This window comes from Mycobacterium botniense (assembly GCF_010723305.1).
GTDB lineage: Bacteria > Actinomycetota > Actinomycetes > Mycobacteriales > Mycobacteriaceae > Mycobacterium > Mycobacterium botniense.
In genome coordinates, this window is the sequence record NZ_BLKW01000004.1 from 536,242 (window position 1) to 551,718 (window position 15,477).

The window sequence follows — 15,477 nt, forward strand, 5'->3', positions numbered from 1 at the left end:
GCGCTTCTGCTACTGTAATGCCTATCGTAGGGTTTTTGGTAGCTCACGGGCCGGCCGAAGCGTAACTGGGCGCACACCATGGATCTTGGACTGAGTAACGCCACCGCGGCGGTGGTCGGCGGCGGACGCGGCATGGGGTTAGCCACCGCACGCTGCCTGGCCGAAGACGGTGCCCGAGTCGCCATTGTCGCCCGCTCCCGGTCCGATGTCGACCGCGCCGCCGACGAGTTGGTCCGCCGCGGCAGCCCGGACGCGATCGGACTTGTCGCCGATATCTGCGATGGCGCACAGGTCGACAGGGTGTTTGCTGAGCTCCATGAGCGATGGGACGGCGAACTCAACGTGCTGATCAACGCCGTTGGGCCCGGTGTGGTGGGTAGTTTCGAGGACTTGACCGATGACCAGTGGCGCCGAGCCTTCGACGAAGGTGTGATGGGTATGGTGCGCTGCGTCAGGTCGGCACTGCCGCTGCTGCGCAAGGCGGCGTGGGCGCGGATCGTCAACTTCTCGGCGCACTCGACGCAGCGGCAAAGTACGGTGCTGCCCGCCTACACCGCCGCCAAGGCGGCGTTGACCAGCATCTCCAAAAATCTCTCGTTGCTGCTCGCCAAGGACGAGATCCTGGTGAATGTGGTGTCGCCGGGCAGCATCGCATCCGAGTCGCTGATCGGCTGGGCCAAGTCGGTCGGCGTCGACGGCGAGGACCCCTATCAGCTGATGGGTGCCATCACCAAACACTTCGGGCACCCGGCTCATCTGCCCCGGGCGGGACTACCAGACGAAATCGGGCCCGTTGTCGCGTTTCTGGCGTCGCGGCGAAACTCATATATGACCGGGGCGAACGTCAACGTCGACGGCGGTTCGGATTTCACGTGACCCCGCCTGCGGCGACCCTGCCGGCCGCAACCGCATGGGCAAGCAGACGGACACATGACCCTCAGGGCTTGGGAAGGAGTGGATGGTGGCGACGGCACGGGAGGCGCGTGAGTGGGCCCGCAACGCGCTGCGGGGAATCGGTGACTCGCTCTATACACCGTTTTGCGGTATGGACGGTGACGACATCGATTGGGACGCCTACCGAACGTTGGTGCGCTATTGCGTCGGCGATCTGGGGCACCCGATGTTGTGGTGTACCAGTGGGATTGGGGAGTTCTGGTCATTGACGCTCGACGAACGCAAGCGCCTGCTGGAGGTGGCGATCGAGGAAGCACGCGCGGTCAACCCGGGCGTCGTGGTGCAGGCCTGCACGGCAGCCATGTCGGCCAAGGACTGCCTGGAGTTGACCCTGCACGCCCAGCAGGCCGGTGCTGACATCGCCTACATCCAGACGCCGATGATGGAAACACACGGCGGCGAGGGTGTGCTGCGGTTTTTCCGGTACATCGCCGACCGTACCGACATTGCTCTGGGAATGTTCAATTCACCGTCTTCCGGCTATGTGTTGACCCCGGAAGAAAGCGCGCGGATCTACGACGAGGTGCCTGCGGTCTGCGCCACCAAGGAGGGCGCCTTCCGGCCTGCCAGCAGCCGTCTCCTGCATGACATGGCGCCGGGCCTGGTGATCTGGGAATGTGACACAACGGTGTATCGCGCCGGATGGTTGCGCGCCGGCATAGTCTGTCCGGCACAGCTCGGCACCGCCGGATACCTTTACGAAACCCCGCAGCGGCGTTTGCTGACCGAATACTGGGATTTGGTGTTGCGCGACAAACTAGTTGAGGCCATGGACTATGGACGCGATTCGGGTCTGGACCAATTCGACATCGACCTGGGGTCGTGCTTCACCTGCTATCCCGCTCGGCCCGACTATTTCACGCACTGGGGCGGTGCGTTCAAATACGCCGCGTCGTTACTTGGTCTGCCGGTGGGTGCCTATCCGCATTCTCGGCCTCCTCAAGCCGAGCTACCCGCTGCGACCAGAGATCGGATCAAACAGGCATATCACCGCCTCGGGCTCATCGAGGCCTAGCCGGGCCGGGAAGGCCTGGGTAACCATCACGCCGGTGGCGGGTTTAGCCTGCTCTTAGCGGGTTCCGAGAGGCTGCGACGACAGTTGCGGAATGCTGTACCGATAGGTATACAGTATGGAACCGGAGATGCTGGAATCAGCGGCCAGCCACGAGGAGGACCCTCCGATGAGCACCGCCGGCGCGGCTGAGTCGAACGCAGGTCAAGACGACGCGGTGCTCGTTGAGACCACGGCCAGTGGCGTCGCGGTGCTCACGTTGAATCGACCGGAACGCCTCAACACGTGGGGCGGCGATGTTGCCGGTGCCTTTTACTCGAGCCTTGAGCGCGCCGACGCAGACCCGGCGGTTCGGGTGATCGTGGTGACCGGTCGCGGCAAGGCATTTTGCGCCGGTGCTCAGCTGGGCGCCATGGCGGCAGTCGGCGAATCGCTGGACAACATCGAGCAGCGGAATCTGAGCGAACTGGTCGGCGACCGGCAACCCCATTTTCTGACCACGCTGCGCAAACCGGTGATCGCGGCTATCAACGGGGCGTGTGTGGGTATCGGCCTGACCGTGGCGTTGATGTGTGACGTTCGATTCGCCGCCGCCGGTGCTAAGTTCGCTGCGTCATTCGCGCGCCGCGGGCTGGTCGCCGAATACGGGGTTTCATGGATACTACCGCGCTTGACGGGCTGGGGTGTTGCGCTCGATTTGCTGCTGAGCGGCCGCACTTTCCTTGCCGACGAAGCCCTACAGCTGGGACTGATCAAGGAAGTCGTTGCGCCCGAACAACTTTTGCAGCGTACCCTGGACTACGCGGAAGACATTGCACGCAATTGCTCGCCCGCGTCCCTGGCCGTTATCAAGTGCCAAGCATATGGTGACGCCCGTCGCACCGTGGAGGAAGCCACTGCGCTCGCCGAGACGCTGCTGCAGCAGTCACTGCAGCGACCTGACGTCATCGAGGGCATCACGAGCTTCCTCGAAAAACGCGCGCCGAATTTCCCGGAGCTGACGGCGCCGGACTAACGAACCGGCAGCAGCTTGCGGTACCGGAAGGGATGATCATGGCCAATTTGAGCTACAAGGCGATTGACGTCGACAACCACTACTACGAGCCGCTCGATGCCTTCACCCGCCATCTGGACAAGAAGTTCAAACGGCGCGGTGTGCAGATGGTCAGCGACGGAAAGCACACTCTGGCGATCATCGGAGACCGTGTCAATCGTTTCATCCCCAATCCCACCTTCGATCCGATCATCGTGCCGGGCTGTCTGGACTTACTGTTTCGCGGCGCGGTTCCCGAGGGTGTGGACCCGGCGTCGCTGATGAAGGTCGAGCGGCTCGAGAAGCATCCCGAATACCAGAATCGGGACGCCCGCATCACGGTGATGGACACCCAGGGTATCGAGATGGTCTTGATGTTGCCTACTTTCGCCTGCGGGGTCGAAGAAGCACTCAAACGCGATATCGAGGCCACAATGGCGTCGCTGCACGCGTTCAACCTGTGGCTCGATGAGGATTGGGGCTTCGACCGGCCCGATCACCGGATTATCGCCGCACCGGTCATCTCGCTGGCCGACCCGGAGAAGGCCCTCGAGGAGGTCGAGTTCGTATTGGCGCGCGGAGCGAAGCTCGTGTTGGTACGCCCTGCGCCGGTGCCCGGCGTGGTCAAGCCGCGTTCGCTGGGCGATCCCGTCCATGATCCGATATGGGCTAGGTTGGCAGAAGCCGGGGTTCCGGTGGGTTTCCACTTAAGCGATAGCGGCTATTTACAACTGGCCGCGATGTGGGGCGGTAAATCCACGTTCGAGCCGTTCGGGTCCAAGCCCGACCCGTTGGACCAGATTCTCGTCGACGACCGCGCGATTCACGACACCATGGCCTCGATGATCGTGCATGGGGTGTTCACCCGCCATCCGCGCCTGAAGGTGGTCAGCATTGAGAACGGCTCTTACTTCGTATACCGGTTGATCAAACGGCTAAAGAAGGCGGCCAACAATCATCCGCACCTATTCCCCGAAGATCCGGTAGAGCAGCTGCGTAACAACGTGTGGATCGCTCCCTATTACGAGGATGACTTGTCGGCTCTGGCTGACGTCATCGGCGTCGACAAAATTGTGTTCGGATCGGACTGGCCACATGGCGAAGGTCTCGAAGATCCGCTGTCATTCACCGACGAACTAGTTGGATTCAGCGACGAAGACATTCGAAAAATCATGCGCGACAATGCATTGAACTTGTTAGGTGTCAAGGTCGCGTCGGCGGCCTGAGATCATGCCCGAATGGACGATCGGCGCGGTGCTCGATGCCATCGCGGACGTCGTTCCCGACCGCCTCATGACGGTGTGCGGTGACCGCCGAAGCACTTTCGCCGAAACAGCGGAGCGGACCAGCCGGCTTGCGAGTTTCCTGAGCCGGCAAGGGTTTGGTGTCCATCGTCCGCGCGAGGAGCTGGACCGCTGGGAATGCGGGCAGGACCGGGTGGCGCTCATCATGTACAACGACCTTTACCCGGACATGGTGATAGCCTGCCTGAAGGCCCGCGTGGTCCCGGTTAATGTCAACCACCACTACTCGCCACGCGAGGTCCACGAGTTGCTTGACTATCTGCGGCCGCGGGGCATCATCTATCACCGGTCGCTGGGCAACCGTTTCGCGGAGGTGCTGCCACCTGCTGGCGCCGACGTGCTGGTGTCAATTGAGGATGGCAGTAGCGCCCCCCGTCTGCCAGGCGCTGTGTCGCTGGATGACGCGGTTTCCCAAGGGGATACCGACTATCTACCAGGTTCACCAGACGACCTGATCATGATGTGCACCGGCGGCACGACCGGCCGTCCAAGGGGGGTGTTATGGCGCCAAAGCGATATGTACGTCGCGTCGATGACTGGAGCTGACCACGCGAGCGTCGACGAGATCCACCAGAAGGTGCGCAACGAAGGCCGGCCGTGGTTCGCGGTCTCACCTCTCATGCATGCGGCCGGCATGTGGACGGCGTTCTCGGCCGTCCTCAACGGTTTGACGGTGGTGCTCTACGACGACCGGGATGGGTTCGAGGCGAAGTCGGTGTGGAAAACCGCGGAGCGCGAAAAGGTGGGCATGCTCACCATGGTCGGTGACGCCTACGCGAGTCCGCTGGTGGCGGAACTTCAGCGAGGTTCCTACGACCTGTCGTCGCTGTCTGCCATCGGCACCGGAGGCGCGGCCACCAACCCGAAGTACAAGCGCGCACTGATGGAGTGCTTGCCGAAGATTACCGTCATCGACGGATACGGCTCCTCGGAGTCCGGCAATGCGGGGTTCGGGCACAGTCGGTGTGGGACCGTCAGCGATACGTTCGCACTCAGACCCGGAGGGGCCGTCGTCTCGGCGGACCGAAGCCGGTTCCTGCATCCCGGTGAGCCTGAGATCGGTTGGGTGGCCAGAACCGGGCGTATTCCACTCGGCTACTTCGACGACCCCGAGGCCACCGAACGAACCTTTCCAGAAATCGCGGGTCAGCGCGTGGTGATTCCCGGCGACCGGGCATCCCTCGAGAAAGACGGCACAATTCGCCTGTACGGTCGCGATTCCCAGGTTGTAAACACCGGTGGCGAGAAGGTCTTCGCCGAGGAAGTCGAGGAGGTGCTGCGCGCACATCCCGGCGTAGCCGACGCGCTGGTGGTCGGCCGCCCCAGTGAGCGGTGGGGCCAAGAAGTCGTTGCCCTGGTGGCGCGGCATCCGGGTGCCGACGTCGACGACACCGCGCTCCGTGCGGTGTGCATGTCGCAGCTGGCCCGTTTCAAAACACCCAAGGCTTTTTTGTTCGTCGACGAAGTTCGGCGCCTGGGCAACGGCAAACCTGACTACCGCTGGGCAAAACAGGCTGCTAGTCAACAGATACCGAATTCGACTGTACTCGAGGGACCGTATGACTCATAGGGTGATTGACTGTCTGGTCAATGTGCACTTCGGGGAATCCGACGCGCAGCCGACATGGATGCTCAAGGTCAGGGACGACTACTTCAAAGGCCCCGAGTCGATGTTCGCGCCGGTCGAGTTGACCGCCCTTCTCGACGAGATGGACGAACAAGGCGTGCAGAAGGCCATTCTCATGGATTCGCTCAGCACGCCCTCTACTACTGCGCGCAAGTTCGCTGACGCCAAGCCGGAGCGTTTCGCGCTGGCGATGGGCGGTATCAACCTGCTGCGCCCGATGCCGTCGCTGCGGGAACTCAACGCCGTCGCCAATGATCTTCCGGTCGTGTACGCCGTGGTGGGACCGAGCTTTTGGGGTGACGGCCAGTATCCCCCCAGCGATGCCGTTTACTATCCGCTGTACACCAAATGCGCCGAGCTTGACCTGCCGTTGTGTGTCAACACCGGTATCCCGGGTCCACCCATACCTGGCGACGTGCAGCACCCGATGCATCTGGACCGGGTGTGCGTGCGCTTTCCCGAACTTCGGCTGTGCATGATTCACGGGGCCGATCCGTGGTGGGATGTCGCGATCCGGCTGCTGATCAAGTACGACAACCTACGGCTGATGACGTCAGCCTGGTCACCGAAGCGGCTGCCTGAAAGTCTGCTGCACTACATGCGGACTCGCGGCCCCGGCAAAGTGATCTTCGCGTCGGACTGGCCGGTGCTGCGGATGCGGCGGGTGGTGCCCGAAGCCTGTGCGCTCGATTTACCGCCCGAAATCCTGGAGAACTACCTCTACAACAATGCCCACCGATTCTTCTTCGGTGACGATCGCGGCCAGGAACAGGAGCATTGACGATGGACCGCTACGAGTTGCGCAGGCTCGACTATAGCTTGTCCGAGGACCATGTGGCTTTGCAGACCACATACAGACAGTTTTTCAAAACCCACTGCCCCATCGAAACCGTCCGTGCCGCCGAGCCTTCCGGCTTCGACAAGAACCTGTGGGAGCGGTTGTGCGCAATGGGCGCGACGACGATGGCGCTGCCGGAGTCCTGCGGCGGAGATGAAGCGACGCTGGTCGACCTGACCCTGGTGGCCGAGGAGATCGGCCGGTCGCTGGCCCCGGTTCCGTGGATCGACCATGTGTGTGCCACTCGGCTGCTCGCGCGGCTGGGGGCACTGCGGGCAAACGCCGACGACCTGGTGCACGGAACGCAACTTGCCGCGCTGGACCCGCACATCGAACCAGGTGACGGGCCCAGGCTTATCCCGACCGGCTCGATCGCCGATCACGTCATCATGCGCGACGGTGATGCGATCATACGCCTGACGTTTGCCTCCCGACCGGCCAAGGTCGACAATGTCGGCCGGCTGCCGATGGCATGGGTCGACCCGGCTGCCGCGGACACCCGTACCGTCGTGGCCGGCGGGACCGGCGCGTTGACGAATTACCGGCGGGCGCTTGATGAGTGGCGCCTGCTCACCGCGGCTGCGCTGGTCGGCCTGGTCGAGGAGGCCATGACCATCGCCGCGGAGTTCGCTAAGACGCGGTACACGCTGGGCGTGCCCATCTCGACGTTGCAGGCCATCTCGCATCCGCTGGCGAATATGGCGATCACCGTCCAGAGCGGACGCAACCTCGTCCACCGCGCCGCATGGTTCCTCGACAACGAACCCGATGAGCGCCCCGAGTTGGCGCTGTCGGCGTTCCTGTTCATGGCCGAGGAGGCCGCCAAAGCCGCCACCATGGCGGTGCACATTCAGGGCGGTCTGGGCGTGTCAGCGGAGGCGGCTGCAACAGCCTACCTGGTGCGCGCCAGGGGATGGCCGCTGGCTGGTGGGGATCCGGCCGCCAGCGCAAAACAGATCGCGGAAATCGTTGCGGCTCGCGAAATCAATTCGCCAGCGGCGAACCAATGCTAGAACGGAGAACCACACCGATGGACTTCTCACGGGTCGAACTGTCCGATGCGGACAAGGCTTTCCTGGACGAGGCACGGGCGTTCCTGGCGACGCATGTCACCGATGAGGTCAGACGCCGTGATCGTGAAACGGGGGACAACTTCGACGAAGGTGTGCACTTGGCGATGGGCGCCGCGGGATATCTGGCCGCCGAGTGGAAGCCGGAGTCTCAAGGTGGTTTCAGCCGGGTGCGGCGCCGTATCTGGGAACTGGAGAAGCGCCGGTTTCATGCGCCGTGGGTAACCTGGGGCACCACCGCCATGGTGGCCCGGTCGGTGGCGAAGTTCGGTTCGCGCGAACTGCAAGACGAGGTGTTGCCCGGGGTCTTCACCGGCCACATCCGGATGTGTCTGGGCTATACCGAACCCGAAGGCGGGTCTGACGTGGCCACCTGTAAGACCCGGGCAGTGCGTGACGGTGAGGACTGGATTATCAACGGGTCCAAGATGTTCACCACCGGCGCGCACAACTGTCAGTACGTCTTCCTCATCACCAACACCAACCCGGATGCGCCGAAACACAAGAGCCTGACCATGTTTCTGGTTCCGCTCAACTCAGCGGGCATCGACATCCAGGGCATCCGCACTGTGGACGGTGATCGCACCAACATCGTCTATTACAGCGATGTGCGCGTTCCCGACAAATATCGGCTGGGCGAGGTGAATGCGGGCTGGACGGTGTTACGCGAGCCGCTCAACGTCGAGCATGGCGCGGTTGCGGCCGCTCCCGACGGGCTGCAGGACACGTCGATCATGATGCACCAGGCCGGGTACCTGGCCGAGGCTGTTGACAGGGCCGCGGCGCAGGTGGCGCAGCCCGATGCCGGCGGCCGGCGTCTGCTCGATGACGAGTCGGTGGCGTATCGGCTTGGCCGCAGCATCGCCCGGATGGAGGCGGCGCTGTCCACTCCGGGCATTTTCGGGCGTGTCGCCATCGCGCAGACGATGCGCGATATTTCGCCTGACCTGATGGACCTGCTGGGCGCCGCGTCGGCCTTACCGAAGGGAACCGAGGGCGCCGTCGATGACGGAAGCGCCGAATACTGCTACCGGTTCGCGCCGCTCGTCGGCATCTACGGCGGCACGCTGGAAGTGTTTCGCAACATGATCGCCCAGCACGTGCTCGGGCTGGGAAAGCCGGCGTACGCGCCCCCGAAAACATCCTGAACGTCGAACGTGCATCTGCGGCAGCCCTTCTCGGCGTGTCGGCGCCGTAATTGCACGCTCGGCGAGCTCAGGCCCACAAGACGCAGCGGTTAGCGGGTCAGCCCTCGCTGAGCACCTGTTCACGAGCCCACCGGTAGTCAGCCTTACCAGACGGGCTGCGCTCGATCACCGGGCGAAACACGATCGCCTTGGGTAGTTTGTAGCGCGCGATGGAACCGGCGGCGTGCTCGATCAATTCGCGCTCGCTGGCCTGAGCGCCATCGGCTAGCGCGACGACGGCGACGACCTCCTGGCCCCACCGCTCACTGGGCCGCGCGGCCACGACCACGTCGGCCACTGCGGGATGCGACGCGATCGCGGCTTCCACCTCTTCGGCAAAGATCTTCTCGCCACCGGAGTTGATCGTCACCGAGTCGCGGCCAAGCAACTCGATGCTGCCGTCGGCGAGATGGCGCGCGCGGTCGCCGGGTATCGCGTAGCGCACGTTGTCGATGAGGGGGAAGGTTGCAGCGGTTTTCGCTGCATCCCCCTTGTAGCCGAGTGGCACGTAGCCGCGTTGGGCCAGCCAGCCAACGCCCTCGTGGCCCGGTTCGAGGACATGACTAAGGTCTTCTGCGATCACGCAAGTGTCTGGTCCGGGGGCGAACGTGCCGCTCGACGCCGCTCCCGGGGTGGAGAAGTGGTGCATCTGGGCGCCGGACTCCGAGGCGCCCACGGCGTCGAAGACGACAAGGCCGGGACGCGCTTGAATCAGGCGTTCCTTGACGTGGGGAGTCAACACTGCGCCGCCATTGGCCACCACCGTCAACGACGACACATCGGCTATGCGCTTGTCGATTGCTGCCACGAGGGGTCGGGCCATCGCGTCGCCGACGACGGTGACGGCTGACACCTTCTCCCGCTCGATCGTGCGGACGGCGTCATCGGCATCCAGGTGGTCGACCACGCTGGGAAAGACAACCGACTGCCCGGTTGTCATGGCGGTCATAACGGTCCACTGGGCGGCACCGTGTATCAGCGGTGGCAGAATCATGACCTTGGTTGCCGGTACGGCGGCTGCCCGTGCCGCGATCTCCTCGTAGGAGCCCACCGGCTGGCCGGTGTAGAGATTGCGGCCACCGAAAGACGTCATGAAAATGTCGTGCTGGCGCCACAGCACACCCTTCGGCATTCCGGTTGTTCCACCCGTGTAGAGGACATACACGTCGTCGGGGGAAGGCTCTACCGGCGGTGGTGTCGGCGAACTGGACGCGATGACGCTTTCGTAGTCCACCGCCCCGTAGATCAGGTCATTGCCCGAATCGTCGGCGATCTGGATGAGAACGCGGAGCTGGGGAAGCTCCGGCAGGACCTCAGCTACTCGCGGCGCGAAAGCCGCGTGGTAGATCAGCGCGCTCGCGCCCGCGTCGGCAAGCAAATAGCGCAGTTCGTTTTTGACGTAACGGAAGTTGACGTTGAACGGCGCGACCCGCGCCCAGAAGGCGCCAAGCAGCGCCTCGACAAATTCGTTTCCGTTGTAGGCGTAGATGCCCAGTAAATCCTGGCCCACTTCATGGCCGGCGAGCTTGGACCGCTCGGTGTGACAGCCGAGCCCGCGGGAGTGCAGGTACCCGGCCAGCCGTTTGGAACGCTCGACGATCTGTGCGTAGGTATATCGCCGTTCACCCTGGATAACGAATTCTCGATCGGGAAGCGCGGCGGCAACGGCGTCGGCGACGGCCGGAACTGTGAATTGGGTTGCAGCGGTGGGTGTCGCTGCCTCGTCGAGAGTTTCCGACATCCCCTCTCCAGTGGTGGTGAGCTCAATCAGCTCATGGCTGGTGCGAAAATAATCGAATCATGAACCCGGGGGCTGTGGTGAGCTGGGTGCCGTCGAAGCCCGCCATTGTGGCTGAAACAAATGTGGAGGCGGTGTCGGTATGGCTGTTTCCGACGCTGAGCAGCTCATCGGTCGTCGTGATGGCCGCCAGCAGGGCGCGAGCGTGCACAGAATGACGCGTCATGCCGGCGTGTCGTGTGCGAACACGCACGCTCGCGGTGGAAACGTCACGGCACGATCGCCGTACGCGTCACCGGCTTCGGTGCGGCTTGGCGGCTGTGCAGGCCGCGTTGCAGCGCACCAAGCAGCGCGTCACGTGTCTCGCGGGGATCGATGAGCTCGTCGAAGCCCATATGCTCGGCCGACCGATACGAGGCCTGCAGTTCGGCATTGCGCAGCCTGACGGAAAGGTCTTCACCGGCGTGCGACGCGCGGCTCAACGCAGCAGCGCTCATCGCGCCCATCGTCGCGCCCGGGTAGGCGAAAGTGGCCACTTGGTTGTCGAACCCGATCAATGACATCACCATCGAACCGAACCCGTAGGCCTTGCGCAGCGTGAGGTGCAGTTTGAGGGTCGTCGCCACCGTCTGCGCGGCGAACATTCGCGCGCCGGCACGCAGCACACCGTGGCGCTCGGAGCGGCTGCCGGGCAGCATGCCCGGGTTGTCGGCGAGGAAGACGATCGGCAGGTGAAACGAGTCGGCCACCATGATGAAATGTGCTGCCTTGTCGGCGGCGTCGGCATCGATGGAGCCCGCCAGCACCTTGGGCTGGTTAGCGATCACCGCCACCGGGTGGCCACCGAGATGGGCGAGCGCGCATATGATCGCCGGACCGAACTTGGGCTGAACCTCGAACCAGTCGGGACGGTCGAACACGACGTCGAGCACGGCGCGCATGTCGTAGATGCGACGGTTATCGCGCGAGACGATGTCGAGCAATTCCGGCGTCGGCCGTGGTCCGGCAGCTTCGCCGGCCGGCAGCGACGGCGGATACGACCACGCGCTGGGCGGAAAATACGCCAGATAGCGCCGGATCGCGGCGAGCACCGCTTCGTCGTCGTCGGCGACATTGTGCACCACCCCGCTGGCCAGCGCGACGTCCGGCCCGCCCAGGTCTTCCTTGGAGACGTCTTCGCCGGTCGACTCTTTGACGACGGGCGGGCCCGCGGTGAAGATGGCGCCCCGGTGGCTCATGATCCGGAAGTCGCACACCGGAGCGACGAGTGCCCCATGCCCGGCGGAAGGCCCGAGGACCGCCGCCACGGTCGGAACCCGGCCCGAACACTGTGTCTGGGCGAGCAGGTCGGTCGGAGTACGCCCATAGTGCGCGCCGGTGGGGCGGAAGCCGGCCCCGTCCAGCAGCATCACCAGCGGAATCTTGTCGCGCAACGCCAATTCGGCGATGCGGTAGCGTTTGGAGTTGCCGCCCGGGCCGATGCTGCCCGCCATCGTGGTGAAGTCCTCGGCGCCCACCATCACCGGTGATCCGTTGATACGCCCAGAGCCGGCCACGATCGCGTCGGCCGCAACCTCGCCCCCGACCAGGGTGCCCAGCTCACGGAAGGTGCCGGGGTCCAGGAGCCGGTCGATGCGTGCGCGGGCGTCGAGCTTGCCCTGTTCGCGGTGCTTGGCCAGCCGCTCCGGGCCCCCCATCGCGCGCGCGTGTTCACGGCGACGGTGCAGGTCGTCGAGCGTTGCCTCCCAGTCCTGGGCGTTGGTCATGCTCTCGTCCTTACTCGTCACCATCAGGTTGGGAGCCTAAAGTACTGAACTGCTTACTGTAGCGTCTGCGGCAAGGTGTCCGGTCATCGGCCGCAGGAGCACACCGGAGAAGGGAGCGCTGTGACGATCCGCTTGACGACCGACCAGGCCTGGGAAGTGGTCGCGGATGCACACACCGGAATTCTGACCACCCTGCGTCGCGACGGGATGCCGATCAGCTTGCCGGTGTGGTTCGTGGCCGAGCACCGCACGATCGCATTGATGACACCGGCCGGCACCAAGAAGATCGCGCGGATCCGCCATGATCCCCGGGCGTCGTTTCTGGTCGAATCGGGTAAGCGTTGGGCCGAGCTGCGCGGTGTTCATTTCACCGGGCGTGTCGAGGTTGTCGACGATCCCGATGCCAAGTCCCGCATCGACGACGCGCTCACTGCCAAGTACGCCGCGTTTCGTCCCCAACTCGACAAACTGCCTTCAGCCACCCGGGCCTACTACGCCGACGAAGTGTTTCTGCGTTTCGTACCCGACGAGCGCATCCTGACATGGGACAACGCCCGGATCACCATGGGGCGGACATGATCCGAACACGTTGACCCTACCGAATCGCTTACTGTAGCTTCCCTCATATGAGTGATGTGCCGGGGGGCGCCGGCGAATGAGCGCCACGGCGATGTCGAACCTCAAGGTCGACGCAGGAATTTCCAGCCACCTGGCTCGCGTGCCACAGGCCGCGGCCAGGCTGGAGCGGCAGGGTTATGACGGTTGCTGGACGGCTGAAGTCAACCACGATCCGTTCCTGCCGCTGGTGCTGGCCGCCGAGCACACCTCCACAATCGAGCTCGGAACCAGTATCGCCGTCGCATTCGCCCGCAATCCGATGACTGTGGCCCACATCGGCTGGGACCTGCAGGCCTACTCGGGGGGCCGGTTCATTCTCGGCCTCGGGTCGCAGATACAGGCGCACGTCGAGAAACGGTTCAGCATGCCGTGGAGTCATCCGGTGCGCCGGATGCGTGAGTTCATCGGCGCACTGCAGGCAATCTGGTCGGCCTGGCGGGACGGCACACCATTGCGTTTCGAGGGTGAGTTCTACACCCACAAGCTGATGACGCCGATGTTCACCCCGGAGCCACAGCCCTACGGGTTTCCGAGAGTTTTCGTCGCCGCGGTCGGCGAAGCGATGACCGAGATGTGCGGTGAGGTCGCCGACGGCATGCTGGCTCACGCGTTCACCACCAAGCGCTACCTGGACGAGGTGACGATGCCGGCCCTACAGCGCGGAATGCGGCGCGCCGATCGCGACCGCAGCGAGTTTCAGCTCAGCTGCCCACTTTTCGTGGTTACCGGCACCAACGACGCCGAGTCGCAGGCCGCCGCCGACGGCACCCGCAAACAGATCGCCTTCTACGGATCAACGCCCGCCTACCGCAAGGTTCTCGAACTGCATGGGTGGGGCGACCTGCAAACCGAGCTGCATGAACTGTCGCTGCGCGGCCAGTGGGAGACCATGGGTTCGCTGATCGACGATGAGATGCTGGAGGCGTTCGCGGTCGTGGCTGATCTCGGTGAGCTGGCCGCCAAGATCAGAGATCGCTGCGATGGTGTCATCGACCGCGTTCTGCCGAGCCTTCCCGCCCAGCTCTCCGAGACCGCTGTCAGCGCCGTGCTGCACGAGTTGCGGGCACAACCGAGGTGAGGAGCCGCCCGTGAGTACTCGTACGATGGATGAGGCCGCCAAGCTGCTGGCCGATCCCATGGCGTATACCGACGAGCCGAAACTGCATGCGGGGCTGGCTCATTTGCGTGCCCACGCGCCGGTGTCGTGGGTCGAGGTACCGAACTATCGGCCGTTCTGGGCGATCACCAAACACGCCGACATCCTCGACATCGAACGCGACAACATGCTGTTCACCAACTGGCCGCGCCCGGTGCTGACGACCGCTGAGGGCGATGAGCTGCAGGCTGCCTCCGGGGTGCGCACGCTGATCCACATGGACGACCCGCAGCACCGGGTGGTGCGGGCGATCGGGGCGGACTGGTTCCGCCCCAAGGCCATGCGGGCACTCAAGGTGCGTGTCGACGAGCTGGCCGCGATCTACGTCGACAAGATGATGGCCGCCGGGCCGGAATGCGATTTCGCGCAGGAGATCGCGGTGAACTATCCGCTCTACGTCATCATGTCGCTGCTGGGGTTGCCGGAATCGGACTTCCCGCGGATGCTCACACTCACCCAGGAACTGTTCGGCAGCGACGACGCTGAGTTCAAACGCGGCACCAGCAATGAGGACCAGCTGCCGGCGCTGCTCGATATGTTTCAGTACTTCAACGGCGTCACCGCCGCACGGCGCCAACACCCCACCGAGGATCTGGCGTCGGCGATCGCCAACGCTCGTGTCGACGGCCAGCCGCTGTCCGATATCGACACGGTGTCGTACTACCTCATCGTCGCCACCGCCGGACACGACACCACCAGCGCAACCATTTCCGGCGGGTTGTTGGCGCTCATCGAAAACCGCGATCAGCTAGGGCGTTTGCGCGAGGATCCGAGTCTGATGCCGTTGGCGACCGAGGAAATGATCCGCTGGGTCACTCCGGTCAAGGCGTTCATGCGCACCGCCGCCGCGGACACCACCGTGCGGGGGGTGCCGATCGCGGCCGGAGAATCGGTGCTGCTGTCATATGTGTCCGCCAACCGCGACGAGGACGTCTTCGGCGACCCGTTCCGCTTCGACGTCGGCCGCGACCCCAACAAGCACCTGGCGTTCGGTTACGGTGTGCATTTTTGTCTCGGTGCCGCGCTGGCCCGAATGGAGGTCACCAGCTTTTTCACCGAGCTACTGCCCCGGCTGAAATCCATTGAGCTGGCCGGTGACCCGCAATTCGTCGCCACCACGTTCGTCGGCGGTCTCAAGCATTTGCCGGTTCGCTACTCGCTCGTATAACCGGAC

General features: G+C 64.0%; 14 protein-coding genes. 11 read left to right on the forward strand and 3 right to left on the reverse strand.

The window, feature by feature from the left end; genetic code table 11:
- Positions 1-78 precede the first annotated feature (78 nt).
- From G6N08_RS12630 to G6N08_RS12665, 8 genes are all read left to right on the forward strand, one after another.
- Positions 79-876: an SDR family NAD(P)-dependent oxidoreductase gene (locus tag G6N08_RS12630; protein ID WP_163757771.1), complete on the forward strand. Its 798-nt coding sequence runs from the start codon at positions 79-81 to the stop codon at positions 874-876.
- Positions 877-961: 85 nt separating this feature from the next.
- Positions 962-1,969 carry a dihydrodipicolinate synthase family protein gene (locus tag G6N08_RS12635; RefSeq protein WP_163757773.1) on the forward strand — a complete coding sequence of 336 codons (1,008 nt, stop codon included), beginning with the start codon at positions 962-964 and terminating at the stop codon, positions 1,967-1,969.
- Between the two features lie 166 nt (positions 1,970-2,135).
- On the forward strand, positions 2,136-2,981 hold the full coding sequence (locus tag G6N08_RS12640; RefSeq protein WP_163760556.1) for an enoyl-CoA hydratase: 846 nt from the start codon (positions 2,136-2,138) through the stop codon (positions 2,979-2,981).
- A gap of 38 nt (positions 2,982-3,019) precedes the next feature.
- Positions 3,020-4,225: an amidohydrolase family protein gene (locus G6N08_RS12645; protein ID WP_163757775.1), complete on the forward strand. Its 1,206-nt coding sequence runs from the start codon at positions 3,020-3,022 to the stop codon at positions 4,223-4,225.
- Positions 4,226-4,229: 4 nt separating this feature from the next.
- Entirely contained in the window at positions 4,230-5,873 is a 1,644-nt protein-coding gene (locus tag G6N08_RS12650; protein WP_163757778.1) for an acyl-CoA synthetase, read from the forward strand.
- The gene (locus tag G6N08_RS12655) at positions 5,863-6,711 is read left to right on the forward strand and encodes an amidohydrolase family protein (RefSeq protein ID WP_163757780.1); all 849 of its coding nucleotides are present in this window, start codon (positions 5,863-5,865) and stop codon (positions 6,709-6,711) included. Before G6N08_RS12650 ends, G6N08_RS12655 begins: the two co-directional genes overlap by 11 nt.
- A 2-nt stretch (positions 6,712-6,713) precedes the next feature.
- Positions 6,714-7,781, forward strand: coding sequence for an acyl-CoA dehydrogenase family protein (locus tag G6N08_RS12660; RefSeq protein ID WP_163757782.1), 1,068 nt, complete (start codon positions 6,714-6,716; stop codon positions 7,779-7,781).
- A 17-nt stretch (positions 7,782-7,798) separates the two neighbouring features.
- Positions 7,799-8,986, forward strand: coding sequence for an acyl-CoA dehydrogenase family protein (locus G6N08_RS12665; RefSeq protein WP_163757784.1), 1,188 nt, complete (start codon positions 7,799-7,801; stop codon positions 8,984-8,986).
- A 97-nt stretch (positions 8,987-9,083) separates the two neighbouring features.
- Here G6N08_RS12665 and G6N08_RS12670 read toward each other — a convergent pair whose 3' ends face one another.
- Genes G6N08_RS12670 through G6N08_RS12680 form a run of 3 tightly spaced genes read right to left on the reverse strand, consistent with a single transcriptional unit; the run spans position 9,084 to position 12,529 of the window.
- Positions 9,084-10,766, reverse strand: a complete 1,683-nt coding sequence (locus G6N08_RS12670) for an acyl-CoA synthetase (protein ID WP_163757786.1) — start codon at positions 10,764-10,766, stop codon at positions 9,084-9,086.
- 31 nt (positions 10,767-10,797) lie between these two features.
- Positions 10,798-10,989 carry a hypothetical protein gene (locus G6N08_RS12675; RefSeq protein WP_163757788.1) on the reverse strand — a complete coding sequence of 64 codons (192 nt, stop codon included), beginning with the start codon at positions 10,987-10,989 and terminating at the stop codon, positions 10,798-10,800.
- A 43-nt stretch (positions 10,990-11,032) separates the two neighbouring features.
- Entirely contained in the window at positions 11,033-12,529 is a 1,497-nt protein-coding gene (locus G6N08_RS12680) for an acyl-CoA carboxylase subunit beta (RefSeq protein WP_163757791.1), read from the reverse strand.
- Positions 12,530-12,649: 120 nt separating this feature from the next.
- On the opposite strand from G6N08_RS12680, the gene G6N08_RS12685 reads away from it, so the two are divergent.
- The 3 genes from G6N08_RS12685 to G6N08_RS12695 all read left to right on the forward strand — a co-directional run bounded on the left by G6N08_RS12685 (position 12,650) and on the right by G6N08_RS12695 (position 15,471).
- Positions 12,650-13,108: a pyridoxamine 5'-phosphate oxidase family protein gene (locus tag G6N08_RS12685; RefSeq protein ID WP_163757793.1), complete on the forward strand. Its 459-nt coding sequence runs from the start codon at positions 12,650-12,652 to the stop codon at positions 13,106-13,108.
- Positions 13,109-13,184: 76 nt separating this feature from the next.
- A complete protein-coding gene (locus tag G6N08_RS12690) occupies positions 13,185-14,225 on the forward strand; it encodes an LLM class F420-dependent oxidoreductase (protein ID WP_163757795.1) in 1,041 nt (346 codons plus the stop codon).
- A gap of 25 nt (positions 14,226-14,250) precedes the next feature.
- Positions 14,251-15,471, forward strand: coding sequence for a cytochrome P450 (locus G6N08_RS12695; protein ID WP_163760559.1), 1,221 nt, complete (start codon positions 14,251-14,253; stop codon positions 15,469-15,471).
- The last annotated feature ends 6 nt before the right edge of the window (positions 15,472-15,477 follow it).

Coding starts and splice junctions, on each gene's coding strand:
- G6N08_RS12630 (WP_163757771.1), top strand. CDS start 79: ATGGATCTTGGACTGAGTAACGCCACCGCGGCGGTGGTCGGCGGCGGA.
- G6N08_RS12640 (WP_163760556.1), top strand. CDS start 2,136: ATGAGCACCGCCGGCGCGGCTGAGTCGAACGCAGGTCAAGACGACGCG.
- G6N08_RS12645 (WP_163757775.1), top strand. CDS start 3,020: ATGGCCAATTTGAGCTACAAGGCGATTGACGTCGACAACCACTACTAC.
- G6N08_RS12650 (WP_163757778.1), top strand. CDS start 4,230: ATGCCCGAATGGACGATCGGCGCGGTGCTCGATGCCATCGCGGACGTC.
- G6N08_RS12655 (WP_163757780.1), top strand. CDS start 5,863: ATGACTCATAGGGTGATTGACTGTCTGGTCAATGTGCACTTCGGGGAA.
- G6N08_RS12660 (WP_163757782.1), top strand. CDS start 6,714: ATGGACCGCTACGAGTTGCGCAGGCTCGACTATAGCTTGTCCGAGGAC.
- G6N08_RS12665 (WP_163757784.1), top strand. CDS start 7,799: ATGGACTTCTCACGGGTCGAACTGTCCGATGCGGACAAGGCTTTCCTG.
- G6N08_RS12670 (WP_163757786.1), bottom strand. CDS start 10,766: ATGTCGGAAACTCTCGACGAGGCAGCGACACCCACCGCTGCAACCCAA.
- G6N08_RS12675 (WP_163757788.1), bottom strand. CDS start 10,989: ATGACGCGTCATTCTGTGCACGCTCGCGCCCTGCTGGCGGCCATCACG.
- G6N08_RS12680 (WP_163757791.1), bottom strand. CDS start 12,529: ATGACCAACGCCCAGGACTGGGAGGCAACGCTCGACGACCTGCACCGT.
- G6N08_RS12690 (WP_163757795.1), top strand. CDS start 13,185: ATGAGCGCCACGGCGATGTCGAACCTCAAGGTCGACGCAGGAATTTCC.
- G6N08_RS12695 (WP_163760559.1), top strand. CDS start 14,251: ATGGATGAGGCCGCCAAGCTGCTGGCCGATCCCATGGCGTATACCGAC.